23 protein-coding genes are annotated in these 24003 nt (G+C 49.9%); 17 read left to right on the top strand and 6 right to left on the bottom strand.

Features of this window, described 5'->3' with window-relative positions; all coding sequences use genetic code 11:
• Positions 1-39 precede the first annotated feature (39 nt).
• The 4 genes from BJP58_RS14300 (at position 40) to BJP58_RS14285 (ending at position 4155) form a co-directional block, all read left to right on the top strand.
• Positions 40-675: a pyridoxamine 5'-phosphate oxidase family protein gene (locus BJP58_RS14300; RefSeq protein ID WP_194544945.1), complete on the top strand. Its 636-nt coding sequence runs from the start codon at positions 40-42 to the stop codon at positions 673-675.
• Positions 676-744: 69 nt separating this feature from the next.
• A complete protein-coding gene (locus tag BJP58_RS14295; RefSeq protein WP_199341205.1) occupies positions 745-1950 on the top strand; it encodes a phosphoenolpyruvate hydrolase family protein in 1206 nt (401 codons plus the stop codon).
• 128 nt (positions 1951-2078) lie between these two features.
• Positions 2079-3272 carry a Tm-1-like ATP-binding domain-containing protein gene (locus BJP58_RS14290; RefSeq protein ID WP_194544430.1) on the top strand — a complete coding sequence of 398 codons (1194 nt, stop codon included), beginning with the start codon at positions 2079-2081 and terminating at the stop codon, positions 3270-3272.
• Between the two features lie 52 nt (positions 3273-3324).
• Positions 3325-4155, top strand: a complete 831-nt coding sequence (locus BJP58_RS14285) for a phosphoenolpyruvate hydrolase family protein (RefSeq protein ID WP_194544429.1) — start codon at positions 3325-3327, stop codon at positions 4153-4155.
• Positions 4156-4330: 175 nt separating this feature from the next.
• Here the strand turns inward: BJP58_RS14285 and BJP58_RS14280 are convergent, their stop codons facing one another.
• Positions 4331-4504: a hypothetical protein gene (locus BJP58_RS14280; protein WP_194544428.1), complete on the bottom strand. Its 174-nt coding sequence runs from the start codon at positions 4502-4504 to the stop codon at positions 4331-4333.
• 493 nt (positions 4505-4997) lie between these two features.
• Here BJP58_RS14280 and BJP58_RS14275 point away from each other — a divergent pair, with 493 nt between their 5' ends.
• From BJP58_RS14275 to BJP58_RS14265, 3 genes are all read left to right on the top strand, one after another.
• Positions 4998-5975 carry a LacI family DNA-binding transcriptional regulator gene (locus tag BJP58_RS14275; protein WP_194544427.1) on the top strand — a complete coding sequence of 326 codons (978 nt, stop codon included), beginning with the start codon at positions 4998-5000 and terminating at the stop codon, positions 5973-5975.
• A 151-nt stretch (positions 5976-6126) separates the two neighbouring features.
• Positions 6127-7053 carry a prenyltransferase gene (locus tag BJP58_RS14270; RefSeq protein WP_194544426.1) on the top strand — a complete coding sequence of 309 codons (927 nt, stop codon included), beginning with the start codon at positions 6127-6129 and terminating at the stop codon, positions 7051-7053.
• 17 nt (positions 7054-7070) lie between these two features.
• On the top strand, positions 7071-7802 hold the full coding sequence (locus BJP58_RS14265; protein WP_194544425.1) for a DUF6081 family protein: 732 nt from the start codon (positions 7071-7073) through the stop codon (positions 7800-7802).
• A 492-nt stretch (positions 7803-8294) separates the two neighbouring features.
• On the opposite strand, the gene BJP58_RS14260 is transcribed toward BJP58_RS14265, so the two are convergent.
• Genes BJP58_RS14260 through BJP58_RS14250 form a run of 3 tightly spaced genes read right to left on the bottom strand, consistent with a single transcriptional unit; the run spans position 8295 to position 11236 of the window.
• Positions 8295-9206, bottom strand: a complete 912-nt coding sequence (locus BJP58_RS14260) for a glycine betaine ABC transporter substrate-binding protein (protein ID WP_194544424.1) — start codon at positions 9204-9206, stop codon at positions 8295-8297.
• 1 nt (position 9207) lies between these two features.
• A complete protein-coding gene (locus BJP58_RS14255) occupies positions 9208-10041 on the bottom strand; it encodes an ABC transporter permease (RefSeq protein ID WP_113058970.1) in 834 nt (277 codons plus the stop codon).
• On the bottom strand, positions 10034-11236 hold the full coding sequence (locus tag BJP58_RS14250; RefSeq protein ID WP_194544423.1) for a quaternary amine ABC transporter ATP-binding protein: 1203 nt from the start codon (positions 11234-11236) through the stop codon (positions 10034-10036). Before BJP58_RS14250 ends, BJP58_RS14255 begins: the two co-directional genes overlap by 8 nt.
• A 372-nt stretch (positions 11237-11608) precedes the next feature.
• On the opposite strand from BJP58_RS14250, the gene BJP58_RS14245 reads away from it, so the two are divergent.
• From BJP58_RS14245 to BJP58_RS14200, 10 genes are all read left to right on the top strand, one after another.
• Positions 11609-12178, top strand: a complete 570-nt coding sequence (locus BJP58_RS14245; RefSeq protein WP_113058972.1) for a GbsR/MarR family transcriptional regulator — start codon at positions 11609-11611, stop codon at positions 12176-12178.
• Positions 12179-12349: 171 nt separating this feature from the next.
• Entirely contained in the window at positions 12350-13678 is a 1329-nt protein-coding gene (locus tag BJP58_RS14240; protein ID WP_194544422.1) for an alpha/beta hydrolase, read from the top strand.
• A 42-nt stretch (positions 13679-13720) separates the two neighbouring features.
• Positions 13721-14281 (top strand): GNAT family N-acetyltransferase, encoded by a 561-nt coding sequence (locus BJP58_RS14235; RefSeq protein WP_194544421.1) that lies wholly within the window; start codon positions 13721-13723, stop codon positions 14279-14281.
• Positions 14282-14446: 165 nt separating this feature from the next.
• Positions 14447-14944 (top strand): winged helix-turn-helix domain-containing protein, encoded by a 498-nt coding sequence (locus BJP58_RS14230; RefSeq protein ID WP_113058975.1) that lies wholly within the window; start codon positions 14447-14449, stop codon positions 14942-14944.
• Between the two features lie 64 nt (positions 14945-15008).
• Positions 15009-16337 carry an MFS transporter gene (locus BJP58_RS14225; RefSeq protein WP_194544420.1) on the top strand — a complete coding sequence of 443 codons (1329 nt, stop codon included), beginning with the start codon at positions 15009-15011 and terminating at the stop codon, positions 16335-16337.
• A 260-nt stretch (positions 16338-16597) separates the two neighbouring features.
• A complete protein-coding gene (locus BJP58_RS14220) occupies positions 16598-17710 on the top strand; it encodes an outer membrane lipoprotein-sorting protein (RefSeq protein ID WP_194544419.1) in 1113 nt (370 codons plus the stop codon).
• A gap of 270 nt (positions 17711-17980) precedes the next feature.
• Positions 17981-19168 (top strand): alanine racemase, encoded by a 1188-nt coding sequence (alr, locus tag BJP58_RS14215; RefSeq protein WP_194544418.1) that lies wholly within the window; start codon positions 17981-17983, stop codon positions 19166-19168.
• 225 nt (positions 19169-19393) lie between these two features.
• Positions 19394-19675, top strand: a complete 282-nt coding sequence (locus BJP58_RS14210) for a CopG family ribbon-helix-helix protein (protein WP_028406492.1) — start codon at positions 19394-19396, stop codon at positions 19673-19675.
• Between the two features lie 3 nt (positions 19676-19678).
• The gene (locus tag BJP58_RS14205; protein WP_006212388.1) at positions 19679-20029 is read left to right on the top strand and encodes a type II toxin-antitoxin system PemK/MazF family toxin; all 351 of its coding nucleotides are present in this window, start codon (positions 19679-19681) and stop codon (positions 20027-20029) included.
• 442 nt (positions 20030-20471) lie between these two features.
• Positions 20472-22688: a Tex family protein gene (locus BJP58_RS14200; protein WP_269468915.1), complete on the top strand. Its 2217-nt coding sequence runs from the start codon at positions 20472-20474 to the stop codon at positions 22686-22688.
• A 162-nt stretch (positions 22689-22850) separates the two neighbouring features.
• Here the strand turns inward: BJP58_RS14200 and BJP58_RS14195 are convergent, their stop codons facing one another.
• Positions 22851-23291, bottom strand: a complete 441-nt coding sequence (locus tag BJP58_RS14195; RefSeq protein WP_194544417.1) for a GNAT family N-acetyltransferase — start codon at positions 23289-23291, stop codon at positions 22851-22853.
• Between the two features lie 66 nt (positions 23292-23357).
• On the bottom strand, positions 23358-23921 hold the full coding sequence (locus BJP58_RS14190) for a CGNR zinc finger domain-containing protein (protein WP_194544416.1): 564 nt from the start codon (positions 23919-23921) through the stop codon (positions 23358-23360).
• Between the last annotated feature and the right edge of the window lie 82 nt (positions 23922-24003).

Genomic DNA, 24003 nt, shown 5'->3' with positions numbered 1-24003 from the left:
AAGAAGGTTTGAGGGGTAACTAAAAGGAGGGTGATTATGATGACAACAGTTCCATTTCAGTCCATCATTACAGCGGAGGAGGAGCTTCGGGACCTGTTCGGCGAGTCTAATCACGTGGTCAAACATAAAGCGATTGATCGATTGGATCATCACTGCAAAGACTTCATTGCCAAGAGTCCGCTGCTATTTATGGCTACTTCGGACGCATCCGGTTACTGCGATGCTTCGCCCAGGGGAGATGCACCGGGGTTTGTGCATGTGATGGATGAATCCTGTTTGGTTATTCCGGAACGGCCGGGAAATCGACGCTTTGATTCGCTGCGAAATATCCTGACCAACCCGAGGGTCGGCATCGTGTTTGTCATACCGGGTTTGAAGGAGACCCTGCGTGTTAACGGCAGTGCCGTCTTGGTAAGGGATGAAGAAATCCTGGATCGGCTTAGCGTGCAAGGCAAACGGCCATGGCTTGGCATTGGGGTCTCGGTTGAGGAATGCTATATGCACTGTGCAAAAGCCTTCATACGCTCGCAAGCATGGAATCCCGATTCCTGGATATCAGGCGAACAGCTGCCGAATCCGTCCAAGATCATTACGGATCATGTGAATCAAGATAGTGTGACGGAGGAGTCGGTTATTCGGGGATTACAGGATAGTTACAACAAGCGTCTCTATTGATATTCATTTATAATAAGTTTAGCGACGATGAGATATGACGGTCAGATTGAAGAAAGGGGACCAATAGCTTTGAAAACGACCAGAGAACAAATTTTAGACCGATTACATAAAGGAATACAGACGCAGGAGCGATTGATTGGCGTCGCGGCAGGAGCAGGAATCTCGGCAAAATATGCGGTTAAGGGCGGGGCTGATCTGATATTGGCCCTGAACTCGGGTCGTTTTCGGCAGATGGGACTCGGCTCCCTGGCGGGTTTCATGCCCTATGCGAACTGCAATGAAATGGTGATGGAATTCGGCTCGCGGGAGATTCTTTCGGTAGTCCGTGACATACCGGTAATCTTCGGCCTATGCGGCACAGATCCAACCATTCAACTCCCTGATTACTTGAAATACATCCGCGGCAGCGGTTTTGCTGGCATTATCAACTATCCGACTCTGGGACTGATTGATGGACATTTCCGTGAAGCCTTGGAGGAAGAAGGCATTACCTATATGCAGGAGGTGGAGGCTATCCTGGCTGCTCATGAGCAAGATATGTTTACGATGGCCTTTGTTTTTACTCCGGAGCAGACGAAGTGGATGCTGGATGCGGGAGCTGATATCATCTGCGCCCATTTGGGGGTCACGGCGGGCGGGTTGATGGGCACCACGAAAGCATGGTCGCTGGAGAAGGGGGCGGAAATCGCCAGAGACATATTTGAAGTATGTGACGCTTCGGGCAGGCGGCCGATCAAGCTGGTGTATGGCGGCCCGGTCCATACGCCGATCGATGTTCAATATATGTATGACAACACATCAGCCATGGGTTACGTGGGCGGTTCGAGCTTTGAACGAACACCGACGGAGGAGGCCATCGTGGATGCAACACATCGTTTTAAGGCAACGGGCCATCTGGAGCAGGATCGGCAGCTGATGGAGAAGCTCTCGGGGCTCGAAGAGCCGATGGATTATGTTGCATTTGTGAAGGATTATGTTGCCGAGAATTACGGGGGCCCGATTTCAATGACCGAGCTGGCAGAGCGAATTCATGTTTCACGAACGCATCTGAGCGCGCTTTTTAACAGGGAAGTGGGGTGCAGCTTTCCGGAATATATAGCCAAGTACAGGATTCACAAATCGCAGGAAATCATGAAGTACAGCAGGCTGTCACTGGGCAGAATAGCCGAATTGGTGGGCTACCCTGACTATGTTCATTTCAGCAAAACCTTCAAGAAATACGCGGGAACTTCTCCTCAATCCTACCGTCAGCATTTGAAAGACAAATATACATAAAGATCGTACATCGATACGATCTTTTTTGTTTGAAAGCGCTGTATTATGGTCTTGTAGGGATCCAATGCCGGACCTGTCAGGACGAGTGCAAGCGATCCTTTAGATGAGATATGGAGGAGGTCTGCACGGTGAAGACGGTAGCTATTGCGGGGACATTTGATTCGAAGGGTGCTGAGTTTTCATACGTTAAATCCGTCATCGAGAGCTTGGGGCTAAAGACGTTTACGATCCATAGCGGTGTGTTTGAACCGATGTTCAAGCCGGATGTATCCAACGACGAGGTTGCAGCGGCAGCTGGAGTAGATATACGTGAGATCGCGGCCCGGAAGGACCGGGCGGCAGGGACTGAAGCGTTGGCTCAAGGGATGGGAAAAATTGTACCGAGGCTGTATGCAGAGGGCAAATTCGACGCCATGCTGTCATTCGGCGGTACGGGAGGTACTTCGATCGTCACAGCAGGCATGAGGGCATTGCCGATCGGCGTTCCGAAACTGATGGTGTCCACGGTCGCATCCGGCAATACAGCGCCTTATGTGGGGACAAGTGATATTATCATGTTCCCGTCCATCGTGGATGTATCCACCAAAATATTCACGAACGCGGCACATGCGATCGCCGGTATGGTTCAGTTCGAATCGGCGCCCCCGGTGGATAAAAAGCCGCTGGTTGCAGCGACGATGTTTGGAGTCACGACGCCTTGCATCGATTATGCCAGGGCGCATCTGGAGCTGCATGGTTACGAAGTGCTTGTATTTCACGCAACAGGTACGGGCGGACAAACGATGGAAAGCCTCATTGAGGCCGGATATATAGACGGTGTGCTGGATTTGACGACAACGGAATGGTGCGATGAGCTGGTGGGCGGCGTTTTGGCGGCTGGTCCGCATCGGCTGGAAGCAGCCGGTCGCTGCAAGGTACCGCAGGTTGTATCGACCGGAGCGCTGGATATGGTCAATTTCGGTCCATATGAGACCGTGCCGGAGATATTCCGGGAACGGAATCTGTACAAGCATAACCCCTCGGTTACGTTGATGCGGACCACGGTTGGGGAGAACCGACAGCTTGGCGAGAAGATTGCAGAGAAGCTGAATGGTTCGCAAGGGCCTACGGTGCTGATGCTCCCTTTGAAGGGCGTATCGATGCTCGATGTAGAAGGGGAATCATTCCATGGACCTGAAGAGGATAAGATGCTGTTTGATACTTTAAGACAACGCATAGATCGTAAGAACGTTGAGTTGATCGAGATGAATACGGACATTAATGACCAAGCTTTTGCCGTGGCTGCAGCCGATAAGCTGATGGAGCTGATGAAACGGCAGTGAGAAGGGGAAGCCAAACGCACCAAGTATTCATACTGAAGGAGGAACATATATCATGGCCATGCAAATCAGAACAGAAGTATTAGCAAAATTAAAATCAGAGGTAGCAGCGGGTAAGGTGTTATTGGGAGCGGGAGCAGGAACAGGGATTTCGGCCAAGAGCGCCGAAGCCGGCGGCGTAGACTTGATCATTATTTATAACTCGGGCCGTTACCGGATGGCGGGGCGCGGCTCGCTCGCAGGATTGATGGCGTACGGGGATGCGAATCAGATCGTGGTGGACATGGGGAATGAGGTGCTGCCGGTCGTTAAGCATACGCCGGTATTGGCGGGGGTTTGCGGCACGGACCCGTTCCGGATCATGGATATTTTTCTGAAGCAGCTTCAGGAGCAAGGCTTTGCGGGCGTGCAGAACTTTCCGACGGTGGGCTTGATTGACGGCGTATTCCGGGCGAATCTGGAAGAGACGGGCATGGGTTATGATCTTGAGGTTGAGATGATCCGGAAGGCTCATGAGCTGGGTATGGTGACCACCCCATATGTGTTTGATGTCGATCAAGCGAAGAAGATGGCCGAAGCCGGAGCCGATATTCTGGTTGCCCATATGGGACTTACCACCAAAGGTACCATAGGCGCGAAAACGGCACTGACGCTCGACGATTGCGTGGACAAGATTCAAGCGATCTGTGATGCGGGTAAAGCCGTCAACCCGGACATTATGATTCTGTGCCATGGCGGTCCGATTGCAGAACCTGAAGATGCGGCGTATGTATTGTCCAGAACCAAGGGCGTGGAGGGATTCTTCGGAGCCTCCAGTATCGAGCGTTTTGCCACAGAGGTTGGCATTAAGCAGCAGACAGAGGCATTTAAGAATATCTCCAAATAAAATGATAAGAAAAAGAATGATCGGAATCATAAGGAAAGAAAAAAGGCTCCCATGAAGGGAGTCTTTTTCATGTACAGTGGCTAGAGAAGCGTTGATCGGGTCTAAATTCGTATATGGGTCCGATAACGACGGGTAGCAACCTCTCTAGCATCCGGCGGCTTATCCGCTGGTTCGCTTAATCATCATCCTTGTTCTTGCTCTTGGATGCAGCTATAGCAAAGGCAATGATGATAAGCGGAATGAAGATGAACCAGGGGATCGTAATCGTCGTCCCCAATAGAATGGCAAGCAGGAACAATCCAACCATACCCATTATAATGTACAGGCAGCCTCTGCCGAACGTCTCCATTTTTCCATCAGCTCCTTAATACAAGGATAACGTAATGGACAAGATCCAAGTTTCACGAATCATGATAAAAAGGCAGAAGCCTTGCCCTTGCCGTCACGCCCTTGCCGGTCACGCTGACAATGAATGAAGGTTTCCACCCAACCTCAGTGTAAAGTATGAAAAGCATACCAGATCAAGACTTCTTTTTATCGTTGTTCATCTTTTGCATTCATCTTATAGCCCTTCAGTGCGCTGAGATTAGCCCTGGAATTTCCAAGGGGTGGTTTCTGATCGCCAGGCTAGCCATATAGCTCCCAGTGTCTTGAACAGTTTTGACATGCCGATACCTCCATAGGGGTGATATTGTGTAATCGTATTAAAAAAAAGCTATGCGTGGGTATTGTGTGCACTCGAACGTATCCGCTCTTTACTCCCGGAATGCCTCCCTTTGAATAGGGAAAGCAAACATGATAGTATCAGGAAGGAACCGGTGGATGAGGGGGCTTGATGGATTGTGGCTAACATTAAAGAGATTGCCAAGCTGGCAGGCGTATCGGTCTCAACGGTATCCCGGGTGCTGAACAACCATCCCTATGTCAGGGAAGATAAGCGGACACGCGTGTTGGAGACCATGAAACAGTTGAAATACGCCCGGAATATGAACGCGGTTCATCTGATTACAGGGAAAACGATGAATATTGCTATCATGCTGCCGTTTATTAATCATGCCTACTTCTCCTTGCTGATGGAGGGAGCCGGCCAAGAAGCGCTTGCCGCTAGCTATCGCCTAATCCTGTGCCAAACCGGGTATGCGCCGGACAAGGAAGTGGAAGTGCTGGAGATGCTGCGAAACCGCGAGATTGACGGCATTATTATTTTATCATCGGCCGTAACTCCGAAACAGATCGAGGCCTATTGTGCTTATGGACCGATTGTATGCTGTCAGGATGCGGGTGAACGATTATTTTCTTCTATATATATAAACCATGCTGAGGCATTTCGCAGTGCCATGCAATTTTTGATAAAGCGGGGGCATCGACGCATCGGCTTCACGGTGGGAAGACTGGACAGTCCGAGCACGAGAGCACGCCAAGTGGCATATAAAGAAGTCCTTAAAGAGATCGGGGAGCCTTACCGCCAGGAATGGATTTTGGATGGCTGTATCGATCTGGAAGACGGTGCGGCAATCATGGATCGGCTGTCCGCTATGGAGGAACGTCCAAGTAGTTTATTGGTAACGGGTGACCATGTGGCCGCGGGTTTGATCTATGAAGCTGAGAAGAGAGGACTCTCCATTCCGCAAGAGCTCGCTGTCATTGGCTTCGATAACCAGCCGATCGGCAAAATGCTGGGTCTCACCACGATTGATAACCGACTCTTTGATATGGGTTCGGAGGCCTTCAAGATGCTGTATGCGCATATTCAAGGGGAGCGGAAAGAGCCGATTCGCAAGGAGCTTGCCTTCGAGCTGATCGAACGTTCATCGGTATAATGGCTCCGTAGCCAAGTTCTAACAAACGGATTACAAAGTTCGACAATTATGATATTCTTATTTATGCAAGTTCCATGTTTCACAACGTTAACGTCTGCAGCTGTCTGCAGGCGTTCTATTCTGTATTATAGAAGGAAAGGAGCATAACCAAGTGGATGCCCTTGAACAGTTTAAAAAAGCTTCCCGAATCAAAGTGATTCCCGTTATGCTGATTCCGGTTGCTTTAGGAGCACTCGGGGCTTATGTATGGACAGGTGAATTTCATATCGGCCTCTTTTTATTGACCTTGATCGGGAGCGGCGCTGCCCATCTGTTCTCCAATATGGTGAATGATTTGTGGGACTATAAGAACGGAACGGACACGGAAGCGCAGGAGCATGTAGATGCGATCTCCACGAATTCCGGTTTTCTTACGAAGGGCGTCTGGTCGCTCCGTAAATTCGAGATCGTTACCTGGATGCTGTTCGGGATTGCGGCGCTGAGCGGTATTATCCTTAGTTTGATCAGTGGTTGGTGGGCCTTCATCTTTGGCGGACTTGGCGGTCTGATCGCTTATTTCTATGTCGCACCGCCGATTCAATTCGGATACCGCGGCAAGGGTTTCAGCGAGATTGCGATTTTGCTATCCTTTGGTATTTTGCCGGTGATGGGCGCATACTACGTTCAAACCTCTCATATGGATGTTCGGGCGCTGCTGCTGTCACTGCCCATTGGGCTGCTGACAACGCTGATTTTGTTTAATCATCACTTTTTGCATTGGCAGGCGGATCGTCAGGCCGGGAAGAAGACCCTGGTAGTGGTATGGGGTGAAAAAAGAGCGCTGAGCTTCTCGAGAGTTCTGCTGCTGCTGGCCTGCTTGTCTTTGATAGCCTGCGTATTGGCCGGGGCGCTCCCGCCTTACGCATTGATTGCACTGCTTACGATGATTCCGTTGTATCTTGTCTATGGAAGACTGAAGGACAACAACCGTTCCGAAGCGTATTTACCACTGATGGGTGCGTCTACGATGACCACCATGCGCTGCGGCGGCGTGCTGATCCTGTCATTGATCATTCAAGGAATCATTCAGACTTTGTAAGGAAGAAGGGGAATTAGATGGAACAACAAAGCGTTTTTGGTGATTTTCACTCTATCCTGTCCGAGACCGGGACTTGGAAGATCGGTGGTTTTCCGCTGCCGGACGGTTCATTTTGGGAATATCGCGAGCCGAATGCAGTCGTGATCGTCCGCAACGGAATCCTGTACGTGCGGGCGCCGCTCAGCCGCCAGAATGATCAAATCCAAATTCTCGATAATGCCAAGCATATGTATTATTCCAACGAAGAGGTGGAAGTGCCGGAATCCGGTGAGGTCACGTTCGAGCTGCAGATTCGGGCACGCACCCAGGGTACGGTTCCCGGCGACTTGTATGACGGCTACGTATCGTTGAATCTGCTTGATTTCAGCACGGGCGCAGCACTGGACTTTTTTGCCTCGAACGACAAGTATGCCAGCGTGTATGCCGTCCTGCCATTCCCGGGCGTGCAGGTGCCGGAATCGGACAAGACCCGCTACTTCTGCATTTTCAAAGAGGAAGATACGCATTTTACACCGCGGGAATTCAACACGTACAAAATTACGTATAACCGTGCCGAGGACGAAGCGATCTTCTACGTGAACGGCGAGGAGATCCGCCGGGAGAAAAACATCCCGATCAAGTTTAATAAGTTCACCATCGCTTTGGGGATCATGACCGAAAAAGACCTTACGCCGCAGGGCAGCGTATCCGTGCATGGACAAACCGTCATTGCCGAATATTCTCCCGTGACGGTAACGATAAAAGAGTAGTGCTTATGAAAAAAGATCATGCCCATCGTGGGCATGATCTTTTTTGTGAGCGAGGGACGAGCTGAAGCAGTGCAATGTCGAGGCCGTATCGGGGAAAGCTGCAAGCCCCCGACAGGGCAAGGAAGCTGGCCTGGCAAGCCTGTGAGTCCAGAGGATTCACAGCATGTCCGGTAAGAATCAGGCAGCTGACCGTGTAGCAGTGGTCAGCTTAGCCCCTCCCGCGCCCAGCCCCCAAAAAAGCCATCCCAGACGATAGGGATGGCTCTCTTTTGGTGGGTGGAAAGATTGGAGGCCGTACTTAGGAAAAGAGGATGTATGCGTGGAGGAGACCTGGCGTTCGCCTTTGAAACCGGGAAAATACCGCAAGAATATCATCCCGTTTTCCTGGTTTCAACAGCGACCGGAACGGATACATCCTCCCAGAACAGGCCGACTAATCTTGACCACCAAAAAAAGAAAGCCATCCCACAAACCATGGGATGGCTTTCATCGTTACTTCAAATCCTCAATAGAATTTGCTTCCACGTAAGACGGAACCACCAGGCCGGTTTTCACGCCTTCCATGTTAGCGCCAAGGTCTTCGACTTGGTCCTTGAACTTATCCCAGTAGTCTGCATGCGTCAACGGAAGCCATGCTGCTACGGTTGCATCCACGTCTCCGTTGGCAACGCCGGTCCACATTGGGCCTGCTTCGACTTGAAGCGCCTCAACTTTGTATCCGAGCTTGTCTTCCATGATCACTTTCAGCAGATTGGTGCTGGCGATCTCGGAATCCCAAGCGACATAACTGAATTTGAAGGTTTTGCCGTCAACGGGTTGAACGCCTTCGAGCCAGGCGTCGACTTTCTCCGCATTGTTGTCTGCCCATTCCTTCGCGGCAGCTTCAGGGTCTTGGCCTTCTTGAATCGCCGTCATAATCTGACCCATATCGTCGGACGTCCATTTGAAATTGCTTAGGAACTTGTAAGCGTCCGGATGATCTTCTTTCAGTCCAAGACGGACAACGGTGTGAATCTCTTCCGCTTCACCGAATACTTTCTTCGGATCTTCCAGATACTTCAGGTCATACTTGGAGAACATCCAGTGCGGAGTCCAACCGGTAATAATGATCGGATCCTCATTCTTAATGGCTTTGTTAAGGGTTGCCGTCATGGCAGCTCCGGAGCCTTCGACCAGTTTCCAGTCGGTCAATCCATATTCCTCAATAGCCGCTGCGGTCGCCTTCATAATGCCTGCACCTGGATCAATACCGATGATTTCATGTTTCACTTGTTCACCGAGGGAAGCAGTTGAACCGCCTTCAGCCCCTTTGTCCGTCGTTCCATCCGTTCCGCCATTTCCGCAAGCAGACAGAACCAGAATAGCAGCCAAGCTGAGCAGCAACCAAAACTTCTGTTTCTTCAAATTAAGCACCCCTTTTTTTCGTTTTAAATATATTTTGTGTAAAGCGGTCAAGGACAATCGCCAAAATGACGACAGCCAAGCCAGCTTCAAAACCTTTACCAATTTGCAGCTGCGTTACGGCCCGGTAGACCTCGGCACCGATACCTTGGGCACCGATCATCGAAGCGATGACGACCATCGACAAGGACAGCATGATGGTCTGGTTAATGCCGGCCATCAAGGTTGGCATGGCCAGCGGAAGCTGAACCTTGAACAATTTTTGTCCGGAAGTCGAACCGAATGCATCTGCAGCCTCCGTCAGTTCACCGGATACTTGCATAATGCCAAGACGGGTCAAGCGAATCGTTGGCGGTATGGCGAAAATAACCGAAGCGATAACCCCGGGAACCACGCCCAAGCTGAAGAATGTAACGGCAGGGAGCAAGTACACAAATGCCGGCATAGTTTGCATAAAATCAAGAACCGGTATGATCACGCGGGATGCCGACTTGCTGTAGGCCGCCCATATACCCAGCGGAACACCCAGTATAACGGAGATTAAGGCTGCTGTGATAACCAGGCTGAGCGTGCTCATGGTCTGTGACCAGTAACCCAAGTTATCGATGAGCAGAAAACCGATGGCTGTGAACAAAGTCAACGGCAGACGGCCTAATAGGTAGGCAATGACGGCCAGGATGACAATGAACAGATACGGATGAGGCAGCATGAACAAATCCGTAAACAGCTGCACGATGTTTTCGATGATGAAGGAGATGGCGTCAAAGAATCCGGAGAAGACGTCTCCCATCCATTCGACCAAGGAATCAACCCAGCTTGCGAGAGGGATCTTAGGCATCTTGCGTCACCTCCTCGCTTTTGCTTTCTCCGGCCAGGGCACCAAGTACAGCACCGCGGACGATAACGCCCATCAATCGGCCATTCTCATCCACAACGGCCAACGGTACTTTAGCCATGCTCGTAATTTCAAACAATTCATTTAGCAATGTATCGGGTCCAACACTCGGGCCATCCGTGATGAGTATATCCGCAAGCTTACGGTTATTTTTCATGGCATCCGAAGCATCTTCGGCCGTAATGACGCCAAGCAGCTTCTTGGAACGGTCGATGACGAACAGGTTCGAGATTCCCCGTTCACGCATAAGCTCCAGCGCAACGCGAGGTCCACGATCCATCGTAATGGTCTCCGGACGGCGCATAACGCGTGAAGCGGTAAGCACCTTGGACAGATCCACATCTTCCACGAACCGCTCAACGTAATCGTTGGCAGGCTGGGTCAAGATTTCTTCCGGCGTTCCGATCTGCACGATCGAACCGTCCTTCATCAAGGCAATGCGGTCGCCGATTCGAAGAGCTTCGTCCAGGTCATGCGTGATGAACACGATGGTTTTTTTCATTTTATCCTGGAGCTCGATCAATTCGTCCTGCATGTCTCTGCGAATGAGCGGATCCAGTGCGCTGAAGGCCTCATCCATTAGCAGAATCTCGGGATCATTAGCGAGTGCGCGGGCTAGCCCGACACGCTGCTGCATCCCGCCGCTAAGCTGATCGGGCATCTTTTCCTCCCAGCCCTTCAAGCCTACAAGCTCAAGCGACTTCATGGCTGCTTCGTGCCGCTTGCTTTTGTGTACCTTTTGAATTTCCAATCCGTACTCCACATTCTCTACAACCGAACGATGAGGGAACAAGGCGAATTTCTGGAACACCATGCTGATTTTTTTGCGTCGTACTTCACGCAGCTGTTCCTTGTTCATTTTTCGGAGATCTTTGCCGTGGATCAATATTTCGCCCGATGTTGGTTCAATCAACCGATTTAGCAAACGGACCAATGTAGATTTACCGCTGCCTGACAGCCCCATGATGACAAAAATCTCGCCTTCGTGAATATCGAAGCTGACACGGTTAACGCCAACCGTTATGTTCTTCTCTTTCGCAATTCGCGCTTTACTCCAGCCTTGCTCCAGCAATTGAATCCCTTGTTCCGGATTCGCGCCGAACAACTTGCTGACTTTGTTAACTTGCAGAATAGCCAAAAGTACTCCTCCTTTTATTGTATAGAGACGCGTCCATTTGACCGAGTCTTCTTATTCCTGTCGTCTCGTAAACCCATGTCACCCATTGTAACAACCGATACGTAAAGTATCAAACGTTATATCCGTACATAAAGAACGTACAGTAAAAACTGTACAAAGTTATCCTTTGAAATGCTCCCATATGCTCCAATATCCTCTAGAGCGATCTTCTTTACTTTTAAAATAGCTTTCCCTACAATAGATCAGAGAATGTGTGTGGGTCGGGGCTTGTTTAGATTTCATGGAGAACGTTCACACTACACTTCGAGTCCACCTAGTTTTGTTATATTGACATGACTTCTTGGATGGCTACAGAAAGAGGAGGCTGCAAGCATGGGCTTGTACCATTTAGATGATGAACGGCAGGCAGCCGTGCATAAGATTCGTAAGCGTGTCATTGAAAATATTGGACGGAATATGGATTTGTACGGCATTCCACTCTCAACGGGACATTTATACGGATTGCTTTATTTTGCGGATAAACCGATGAACCTCGATGAAATGGGACAGGAAATGAAGATGAGCAAGACCAGCATGAGTACAGGCGTGCGGACGTTGCTCGATTATAAAATGGTAAACAAGGTGTGGGAGAAGGGTTCCCGCAAGGATTTGTATGAAGTGGAGTATGACTGGTACCAGAGCTTTGTGGATTTCTTTGATATTAAGTGGAGAAAATCGGTGGAGAGCAACATTCTGGTTCTGCGCAAAGCGCTCGACGAAACGGAGAAGCTCCGTAAAGCACATGAAGATGATGAAGAACTGACAGCGGTGCTGCAAGAGGATCAGGCGAAGATGCGTGAGGCCGTTGCTTATTATAAATGGCTGGAACGATTGATTGATACTTTTGTGGATGGCGAGATCTTTAATTATGTGCCGAAAGAGCCGCCAGAAGGCAAATCCTGATATTGAAAATGGGGAATTTACCCAGTATAATGTGAAGTAAGGCAATGCTTACCTAAGAGGTACAACCTGATTTTATCGGGTTGTGCCTCTTTTTTGTTATCTGGCATCGCCTGGAGTGAATTATCGGGAAACAAGCGTATGTTGGTGCAAAAATAGTCAGGAGGGGTTAGAATGGTCAGTATGTCCTCAAGAATGGTAGAAATTGCAGATTTTCCATCGGTTAACTTAGGCAATACCCGAAGTTTGTATGTATATCTTCCACCCAGTTATCATGAGAATACGGATAAGCATTATGCCGTACTCTATATGCATGACGGGCAGCATGTATTTTCAGCGGATGAGAGAGGCGGTTCCTGGGATATGCACGTCACCGCGGATCGGCTGGTTTCCGAGGGACGAATGCAGGAGATTATGATCGTTGGCATCGCAACGGTTCCTCATCAAAGACTGAATGAATACTTCCATGACAATCCAAGGATGCATGAGGTGTTTGATCCCCCGTTTGCCGGCGAACGCTACGAATTATTTATTATTGAAGAAGTTATACCCTATATCAATCAGAACTTTCGCACGTTGAGGGGCCCTCAGCACACGGCCATGATGGGTTCGTCTGCGGGCGGGATCGTTACCTACAATATAGGCTTTAGAAGACCGGACGTGTTCGGAAGTATAGCGGTCATGTCTCCTTATTTCGTCAAAGCTCATTTTGATGCTCAGGGAGAGCTTAAGGAACATCCCTTTTATGAAAGATACGGGACGCATCCCAATCTTAAGATATGGCTTGATATGGGCGGCGCGGAAGGGGTCTTCATGGAAAAATACGCACGGGAGGAAGCAGAACGTTTGATCCAAGACGGGTTTGTGCCTGGGGAAGATCTCATGCTGTTCCTTGATCAGGGAGCGGCTCACAGCCAAAGCGACTGGGCAGGCAGAGCGCAAGCGCCGCTGCTGTATTTTTTCGGCGACATTGGAGAACCAGCCTCGATAAAGCTGCATGGAGATGGCGTCGTAGGGGTGAACGGACCCGTCAAGCAACTGAACCCGGTCATTACATACGACAGCGGATTTGTGCAATCGTTGATGAACGGAACCTACCATGTCGAGGAGCCGGAATTGCTCACGCTGCTGCCGGACGGAACGATGAAGCCTCGAACATCCGGCAGTACCCGGGTTACGCTGCAGATGGGAAGCTTGAGCGCAGATAAAGAGATTACGATCGTGGAACAATTGCCTGAGCTTGTGAAAATCACGATTCAGGTGAAGGTACCGCCTTCCACACCGGCTTCCTCCACGATCTATGCTGGATTTGAGATTCCGTACTGCGGAGATGGCATATATAGAGGAAGTGCAATGGTACCTCATGGCTTGTCTTTTACGTTCAAGGTATCAAGAGGGTTTGGACTGCACGAGAAGATCGGGGATCCTGAAGTTAAACGGCGTTCTTTTACAGCATCGTCTGAGATGGAGCTGTTTTATGAGGTTGAGGACTGGGATACTTGAAATATGAAAATGCATTGAATTGTAATCGGAGGATGAATAGGCATGAGCATCAGATCAGCTAGACCACAGGATGCAGCTGCAGCGGTAAGGCTGCTGTATGACGCACTGCACGATGTGGCGCATCAATTAACAGGGGAAGATAGTGAAGAGAAAGTGCTTGAAGTGCTGGAGCAATATTTCCGGGCAGACGAGGGCAGGCTCAGTTACCGTCAGGCTGCCGTGAAAGAGATCGACGGCGAGGTAGCGGGCATTATCGTTGCTTACGGCGGGGATCAAGCGGCCGAATTGGATCGTCCGATTCTGGATCGTTTGCGGAAGCTTAAGAATGACCCTTCCGCAGCGCTGGACAAAGAGGCAGACGAGGATGAGTATTATATCGATACGTTATCCGTTTCTCCGCGGTTTGGAGGAAAGGGAATCGGTTCGGCGCTCATCGATCATGCAGAGAACCGGGCAAAGGAGCTTACGTATCGTAAAATTGCTCTCGCTGTGGTAACGGACAATCATCGCGCCCATTCTTTGTACGACAGAAGAGGATATAAAACGGATAAGGAAATCATGATTAACGGGCATGTTTATTATCATATGGTCAAACCCGTATAGGAAAAAATAAACAATTTATAAGCCGCCTATTTACAAATGGTAATAGGTGGTTTATTATTGTGTCATACCGATCTAAAAAATTAGAATGATAAATTAAAATGGAATGAACGAAAATAACCGTATAATTTACGTAATTAGAATGAATTTAGAATGGAGTGTTGAGCTATGGAACAAGATCAAAATCAAAGCATCGAAATATCGGTGGAACAAGCAAAGCTGCTCGGGAGCGCCCAGCGGGTAAAAATTCTCGGAACCATACTGGATACGGCCAAAACCTCAAAGCAAGTAGCGGATGAATTGGGAGATTCGCCGGGGAGCATCCACTATCATATTCAGAAGTTATATGACGGCGGGCTGATAGATTTGGTGGAGACCCGGACGGTCGGCGGCATCGTAGAAAAATATTATAAATCCAAAGCGAAGTGGTTTAACACCAAGGGAACGCAAACGATGGACCCGGTTCTTGCCGAAGATTACGCAGCGGCGACCCGTACAAGAATCAGCTTGAGGCTGCAGTTGGACGCAGACCAATATGAAGAGATGACAACGGAATTCAAGGAGCTGCTTGAAAAATGGGTGAACAAAACCCTCACGACCAAAGGGAAAGACAGTAAGGAGTATGCCGTCGGGATCAACGTGGTTTCGACGGAAACGTCCGATTAGGAAGGGGCTTCCAGAGCCTCTTCTCTCCAAAACTACTAAACTTTAAATCAAGGAGTGTTCCTCTATGGAAATATTAAAAAATCGCAATTTCCTGCTGTTGTTCGTTGGCCGAATTCTTACGAATATCGGCGACAGCCTGTACGCGGTAGCGGCCATGTGGCTGGTGTACGATCTCGGAGGCTCGACGCTGTATACGGGGCTTGCCGGCTTCCTCTCGATTCTGCCCCGAATCATTCAACTGCTATCCGGTCCGATGATTGACCGCGTTCCTATACGGGGGCTTCTGGTGTACACCCAGTTATTTCAGGCGCTTCTTCTGTTGATCGTTCCGCTTGCATTTTATTTCGACTTTCTGACGGTCGGCGTTGTACTGGCGATTACACCGATTCTGTCCACGCTGAATATGTGGGTATATCCGGCCCAAATGTCGGCCCTTCCCAAAATTCTCGATAAGAAGCAGCTGACGCAAGGCAACTCGCTGTTCTCCTTAGCCTATCAAGGCATCGATGTCGCTTGCAACGCAATATCCGGCGTGTTGATTATTGTGCTGGGCGCAGTATCCCTTTACTTGTGGAATTCCATTGGCTTCTTCATCGGAGCGCTGTTATTCTCGCAATTGAAAATCAAGAAATCCATCAAAACTTCGGATAACAACGATAATAAAACATCAATGAACAATACAGAAACTTCAAAACCTAAGCGTAATGCCCTTAAAAGTTATTGGGCGGACATGAAGGAAGGTCTTCGCTATATTCTGGCAACCCCGCTCGCACGGGTACAAATGGGGATGATTGTCATCAATGCTGCGGGCGGCGCTACCTTTACGGTTATGCCAGCGTTTGCCGACAGCCTCGGCGGAGCCGGCGTCTACGGTATATTGCTCATGGCCCAGGCTTTCGGAAGTTTGCTGGGAGCGATCCTGGCTCCATATTTGAAGCTGGAGCGCCTGCCCCTTGGTTATATTTTTGCCGGAGCTTTCTGTCTATCGGGCGCTGCCTGGTGTCTCAGCGTATTCACCCCTTGGACTTGGCTTGTCGTTCTGGTGTACGGTCTGGCATGGTTTCCCGGAGGGATTACGAACGTTATCATCAATTCGGTCATTCAGAAGGCAATACCCGAGAAAAGATTGGGTACGGTGTTCGCGGCAGCTAGCGGACTCAGCGGAATTGCCATGCCGCTTGGCAGCCTAATCGGAGGTGCCCTTGGCGTGGTTGCGGCAAGCTCCTCCATTATCGCGGGATGCGGAATCGCCGTGCTCAGCGTAGGGATCTTCTGGGTCTTTGACTCGACTACTCGTAATCTTCCGTCACCTGACAATGTAGATGAGGAATGGTTCGCGCCTTATACGAATACGGCTGCTGAGAAGTCTGTTTCTATGCACACAGCCCCTTAGAGTTGGCTAAGGTCGATCAGTTTCTATACTTACAGAGTCCTATAAGAAGAGGGTTTGTACTGATTATTTTCATATATCGAGCCGAGGATGAATCAGCGATCGACGGATTCAATCTCGGCTCTTTTTCGTTTAAGCGAAGTGTAAATGCCTGCCGAGTCCGGAACGCAGCGGTGCTTGTCAGGCTAGTCTGCATAATGTGACCAAGTCCCTCATAGACATGTATCAATCAAGTCAAAACAAGTGTTGAAGGGGATGATGACATGCGCCGGATTTCATGGGTGCTGCTCGCGGTAGTATTATGCTTAACAACAATACTGGCGGGATGCGGGAAGAAGAATGCAGACAGCGTTGTAAAGGATCTGGGCAAGGTGGCTGATAAGCTGGAAAGTGCCAAGGGCGCTTACCAGGGAGCGGGCGTTATGACCATACATACCGGTTCGGCGCCGCAGGAGTATCAGGTTGAGGTATGGTACCAGTCTCCATCTTATTACCGGATCAGCTTAACCAATGGGCAAAAGGATATTACGCAAATCGTGCTTCGCAACGATGACGGCGTGTTCGTTCTGACGCCGAGCTTAAACAAGAGCTTCCGCTTCAAGAGCGACTGGCCGGATAATCAGGGACAGGTATATCTGTACCAAACGCTGCTCAGCAGCATTCTGAGCGACAACACCCGTCAGTTTGCCGAGGATAAGGATAGTTACGTGTTTGATGTGGCCGCCAATTACCACAGCCATTCCTTGATTCGTCAGAAGATTTGGCTCGCCAAGGACAACTACACGCCGAAACAGGTACAAGTGTCGGATTCCGAAGCGAATGTGGTTGTTGAGGTGAAATTCAACACCTTTACCTTTGATACGAACCTGACCAAGGATTCATTTGATACGAACAAGAATCTAAGTGCCATGAACGATGCGAAGGGGACCATGGCGGAAGTGGACGAGAACGGGGTACCAGTGGCTTCCAGTACGGAAGGTAACGGCACTCAGGGAACCGAAGGTTTGACGGAAGCGGCTTCGGGTCGCGATATGGGATCCTTCGGCATCATCTATCCGGAATATGTGCCTGCAGGGGTCACGAACAAAGACACGATGGAAGTTCCGGAGAGCAAGGATCATGCGGTTATTCTGAAGTATGACGGTGTGTATCAATACACGATTATGGAATCCAGACCGGTGGATCGTGCGGTTTCCCTCGTACCGGGCGAGGCCGTGTATATCGATTTCACAACGGTTGGCCTGCTCACCGGCGATCAGCAAAGAACGCTGACCTGGAATTCGGAAGGCGTGGAATACCGAATTACGAGCGCCAACCTGCCTGTTGAAGAAATGAAGAAAGTCGCTGCTTCCATGCAGGGAGAATCGGGTAAATAATACGAAGTAGGCGGATACCGAGCATTGAAGGAGGGCAAAATTCCGACAATGAGGCCATTCGCCTCTTTTCCAAATAAAGGCACTCCATCCGTGGGCTCATCACTATTTCTTGCATAGATTCCGATGTTTCACCAAGTTTCGCACCCGGGGGGAACCACGAGCCTCATAAATAAGCAATTTGCCTCAATTGACAGTTGCCCCCGGGAACATTACCATTAATCTAATGTAAAGCATAATGCTTTTTTCAAAATGGTAAGAAGGTGACTGGAATTGCAAGCGATATATCGACCTACCCTGGCGGAGATCAACCTGGACCATCTGCGCGCCAACTATAACGCTTTTCGTGAGGCGCTGCCAAGCCACATGAAATTGCTTGCTTGTGTGAAGGCTAACGCCTATGGTCACGGAGCTGTAGAAGTGGCACGCGAACTTCAGCAACTGGGGGCGGCTTACTTAAGCGTAGCTTTCCTGGATGAAGCGCTCGAGCTTCGGCAAGGAGGCATCTCCAGCCCGATCCTGGTGCTCGGATATACACCACCGGAGGCTGTAGAGATCGCTTATGAGCATGATGTAACCATAACCCTGTTCAGTTCGGAAGTGCTCCAAGCGATAAAGGCACTGCCGGTCCAGCCGGAGAAGCCACTCAAGGTACACATCAAGATTGACAGCGGAATGGGTCGTTTGGGCCTGCTTCCAGGCGAAGATGCAATTTCTTTTATAGAAGAAGTATTTTCGCTGACGCAGGTTGTTGTCGAAGGAATGTTTACCCATTTTGCAAGAGCGGATGAAAAGAACAAAGACTATACGTTGGGACAGTACCGCCGTTTTCAGGGCGTAGCGGACGCTCTTCGGGATAAGGACTACCATATCCCGCTCATACATACGGGCAACAGCGCTGCTGCGATTGATACACCCGAATTATCCTATGATATGGTTCGTGTCGGCATCAGCTTGTACGGACTGTATCCTTCAGACGAGGTGAATCGAAAAACAGTGAGCCTCCGCCCTGTCATGACGTTAAAGACAAAGCTTGTCTACGTCAAAAATTTACCTCCGCATTCCGGTATCAGCTACGGGACGAAGTATGTAACGGAGGAGGAAGAGCAAATTGGAACCCTCCCCATCGGTTACGCCGATGGCTTCTCTCGTATGCTGAGCGGTAAAGTGGAAGTACTGATACGCGGCCGCCGCGTCCCTGTTGTCGGAACCATCTGTATGGACCAATGTATGGTATCGCTCAAACCTTTCGCCGATGAGGCGGAACAAATTAAAGCTGGTGAAGAGGTTGTACTCATCGGTCAGCAGTCTGACGAATGCATTACGGCAGATGAGCTGGCGTCCAAGCTGGGGACGATCCACTACGAGGTCGTCTGCATGATTGCCCACCGGGTACCACGTCAGTATATACGCAATGATATACCCGTGAAGACCGTAAATGCACTCTGGAGCAACCTTTAAAAGTCAAGTCACCATAAGTAATTTATTCAGGAAAGAAGGAATAAGTACAGATCTTCCCGAATTAGGAATATGTCGTTTAAGTCTGTACGAAAGTGTCGATTGTAGTTTATAATGATATGCAGCATACTTGATATACCTTCGGCATATATATTCTTTTGTATAATTTTCCTTGAATAATGTAATACTGGTGCACAGGGCGAGAAGGTTGTGGGGGTGTAATAGAGGGTGGCCAATATGCAGAACACCAAACGAATCATGATCAGTTTACCGGATCATCTTTTGCAGGAAGTGGACGGGATCGCTCAGCTGGAAAATTCCAACCGCAGTGAGCTTATTAGGCAAGCCATGAAGTTGTACCTGAATGAACGGAAGAAACGTTACATTCGTGAATCCATGCAGCGAGGTTATATGGAAATGGCCAAAATTAACCTGACCATGGCTTCTGAGGCGTTTCACGCGGAGGAAGATGCAGACAACACTCTAGACCGCTTAGTAAGCGGGGTGTAGACAGTGATCGTTAAACGGGGCGACGTATTTTTTGCGGATTTATCACCTGTTGTCGGTTCTGAGCAGGGCGGCGTAAGGCCAGTCCTTGTCATTCAGAACGATATCGGCAACCGGTTTAGTCCGACTGTGATTGTTGCAGCCATTACGGCACAGATTCAAAAAGCCAAGCTGCCGACTCACGTCGAAATCGACGCGGCGTCGCATGGATTTGACCGGGATTCCGTCATTTTGCTAGAGCAGATCCGGACGATTGATAAGCAGCGGCTAACCGACAAAATCACCCATCTTGATGATGAAATGATGAGTAAGGTGGATGATTCCCTGCAAATAAGTCTGGGCTTGATTGATTTTTGATTCCATTCAAGCGCTAACGTTTTCCACATAGAATGTTATGACTAAAAACCCTCAAGGACTAACTCCTTGAGGGTTTTTATATGGAGGGTATGTTCGAAGGGCACGGCAATGGATGCATGAGACTAAGAGAGCGGCGGTTTACGCGTTTGTAGGTATGAGGATGTAGGCCGTTGTGACCGCCGCTGCGATAAACAAAAGGCAGACAACGGACCAGGCAATCGCATGTTTGTCATTCATCTAAGGTGACCCCCTAATTGTAATGAGGTGCGGATATCCGGCAGCAGCATTTTCGTACACTAAGAATATAAATTTAATCTTAAAATCAGATGAAATTGACATTAAAAGCAGCTTAAAGCCTTATGAAGTGAGCGATGTAGTGGAAATGAGCGCTTAAGTTTGGGATAATAGCAAATATAGTTTCATTGAAGAAAGAGGGATATCATTGTCTGAATTAGAAGCTGTTGTGGAAGTAAATGAGGAACAGATTCGCAAGGAAGAATCGAAACGGATCGTGAAGCAGATCGCGAAGGAGCTTCAATTGTCCGAAAAACAGGTGCGCACGACCGTTGAACTTCTGGATGAGGGCAATACCATACCGTTTATTGCGCGTTACCGTAAGGAAATGACAGGCGAACTGGATGAGAACCAATTACGTGATATTGAAGAGCGGACTGGCTATCTGCGCAATTTGGAGATCCGTAAGCGGGAAGTCATCCGCATCATAGAGGAGCAAGGCAAGCTGACGGAAGATCTGAAGGCATCGATTACGGCCGCCGTTAAGCTGCAGGAGGTAGAAGATCTCTACCGTCCGTATAAGCAAAAGCGTAAAACCCGGGCAAGCGTTGCCAAGGAAAAAGGGCTTGAGCCGCTGTCGGAGTGGATATGGTCGCAGCCGAAGCAGGCTGATGTGATGGTTGAGGCAGCCAAGTATGTGGATGAGGAGAAGGGTGTGGCTTCGGCAGAAGAGGCCGTGCAAGGCGCGATGGATATACTGGCTGAAAACATTGCCGATGATGCAACCGTTCGTTCCTGGGTTCGCAGATACAGCTTGGACCACGGCATATTGACCTCTGAGGCGAAGGATACCGAAGTGGAATCCGTATACGAGAACTATTACAATTACCGGGAATTGGCGAAGAAAATGCCGCCGCACCGGATTTTGGCCATTAACCGGGGAGAGCGCGAGAATATTCTAAAGGTAGGGCTGGATGTTCCTTCCGAATCCATTCACGCGTATATCGGCAAGCAGGTGCTTAAAGGTCCATCAGCCGTCACGGACATTCTTACGGCGGTGATCGAGGATTCATACAAGCGCCTCATTGCTCCATCGATTGAACGGGAAGTACGGGGAGAGCTGACGGAAAAAGGGGAGAACCAGGCAATCTCCATCTTTGCCGGGAACCTGCGCAGCCTGCTGCTGCAGCCGCCGGTGAAGGGACGCTGTGTGCTGGGCGTTGACCCGGCCTACCGTACCGGTTGTAAGCTGGCGGTGGTCGATGATACGGGGAAGCTGCTTGAGGTGGCCGTAACCTATCCGACGCCGCCGGCCAACAAGAAGCAGGAGGCGGCCGCCAAGTTTAAGGAGCTGATTGCCAAATACGGCATCAAGCTTATTGTCATTGGAAACGGTACGGCATCCCGTGAAACGGAGCAGTTCGTAGCCGAAGAAGTCATTGCGGAGCTTGCTGACCCTGAGCTGGCCTACCTCATCGTCAATGAAGCGGGAGCAAGCGTGTACTCGGCCTCGAAGCTGGCGCAGGAAGAATTCCCGGACCTGGATGTTGCCGAGCGCAGCGCGGCCTCGATTGCCCGCCGTGTGCAGGACCCGCTGGCCGAGCTGGTGAAGATTGATCCGAAATCGATCGGCGTGGGCCAATATCAGCATGACGTAACCCAGAAGCATCTGGAGGAGAGCCTGAAGGCCGTCGTGGAGTCTGCGGTGAACCATGTCGGGGTGGATGTGAATACGGCTTCGCCGTCACTACTATCCTATGTGGCCGGCATCAATGCCACGATTGCCAAAAATATCGTGAAATACCGGGAAGAGAACGGGAAGTTTGTCAGCCGGAAGCAGCTCCAGAAGGTCCCGCGTCTCGGTGCCAAGACCTATGAGCAGTGCGTGGGCTTTATGCGGATTTCGGAAGGCGAGAACATATTGGATCGTACCCCGATTCACCCGGAATCCTATGTGGTGGTTGACCGTTTGTTCAAGGAGCTTCAGGTAAGTCTGGACAAGCTTGGAAGCAAGGAGCTCGCTGAACTGCTGGATGCCCAGCAGCCGGAGAACCTTGCCGTGAAGCTGGAGGTTGGCGTGCCGACGCTGCGTGATATACTGGACAGCTTGCAGCGCCCGGGACGCGATCCGCGGGAGGAATTGCCGCTGCCGATTTTCCGTCAGGACGTACTGAAGATCGAGGATCTCATGCCGGGAATGGAGCTGCAGGGAACGGTACGCAATGTCATCGATTTTGGCGCCTTTGTGGATATCGGCATCAAGAGCGACGGACTGGTGCATATTTCCCAGCTGAGCGATGGGTTTGTCAAACACCCGATGGATGTTGTCTCTGTGGGGGATAACGTTACCGTGTGGGTGCTGAATGTAGATTTGAAGAAAGGCCGCGTCGGATTGACGATGCGCAAGCCGAAAGATCAGTCATAGGAACTGCTGCGTAAAATAGAAGAAGAGCCGTAACTCCTTGAACTGTACCCCAGTTGTTAGCGATGACCTAACATTTGGAGGTGCAGTTCCTTTGGGGAGAACGGCTCTTTTTTTGAATAATTCTTGGAGTAAGAGCTAACGGGGCATGTCCTGGCGGTTGGCTTAGCCATGGCTCAGCTTTAGCAGCAGTACTTTTTTATCGTATCTTTCGCGACACCAGTGATATTTTGCTGAAATTTTGGGTTCGACTGCGGGAGCATTTACATCGATTTCATGAAAACCAAACTTCTTATAGAAATGCTGCAGCTCCTCAAATGGAATGCAGTAAACCGTCTTAAAACCTAGTCTTTTGGATTCTTCCACCAGAAACGAGACGACTTCGTGCGCGAGGGACTGGCCTCTAAACTTGTCCAGAATATAAATACCGCCGAGCTCCGCCTCGTGTTCATTAAGTCTAACCAATCGACCGACTCCTGCGTAGTCGTCTTGCGACATGACGATGGCAATGATTTCATTGTCCAGTGAACTTGGCTGAAAGCCGATGTGCACGTATTGTTGATTGACCCAAGGCAATTCTGCTTGAGTCACCCTTTTGATGCTCATGATTACTCACCTCAGTTTCTTCAAAATGGATGTGGAGGTATACTGCGCGCAGCATAAGCATTCGGCTTAGTCCTCGCTGTCCGAAGATTGCTGTTTTTTCTTCGCCCGGAATCGTCTGACCTTCATCAGATTGCCGCACATTTTATCGTCGCAGTACCGTTTGGAACGGTTACGCGTGTCGTCGTAATATACCCAGAGGCAATCGGGATTCGTGCAGATGCGGAACCGGGATAATTCGCCTTGCTCGATGGCTTGCGCAAAGGAGCCGGCAATCTCGGCAGCCGCTGCTTGCAGGCCAGGATTTTGGAGGATATAGGACAGCGCCAAATTTTGTTCCTCATCGATCTCCAGATGACGAATAACGGGTCCAGCAGCCATCCAGCGGTTTAATTGCTCTATCTCCATGGGAGAGGGTGACTCCCCCGCAACGATGTGTTGAACGCACGTTAACAGGAAGGAACGAAGCTCCCTCAACTGCCCCAGCTCATCCGGGGCCAGGGGCAGGCTGACTTGAAGCTGATATTGGTTCATGAAATCGGTGAGCCAATCCTCTCGGGCAAGCCGGTCCTCGGATCGGCCGCTGCCCCTCCAGTCATGCCATTCGCTGTTTATAAAATCATCCCATAACATGAAACTCATCCTTTCTCATCTCATTATTGTAACAAGTAAATATTAATGTTGCTAGTTACTTGTAATGGGGTCCGAAGTGTGT

It is taken from the genome of Paenibacillus sp. JZ16 (assembly GCF_015326965.1).
Lineage (GTDB): Bacteria > Bacillota > Bacilli > Paenibacillales > Paenibacillaceae > Paenibacillus_AQ.
The sequence above is the reverse complement of the archived record's forward strand: the minus strand, read 5'-3'. Positions and strand labels throughout refer to the sequence as shown.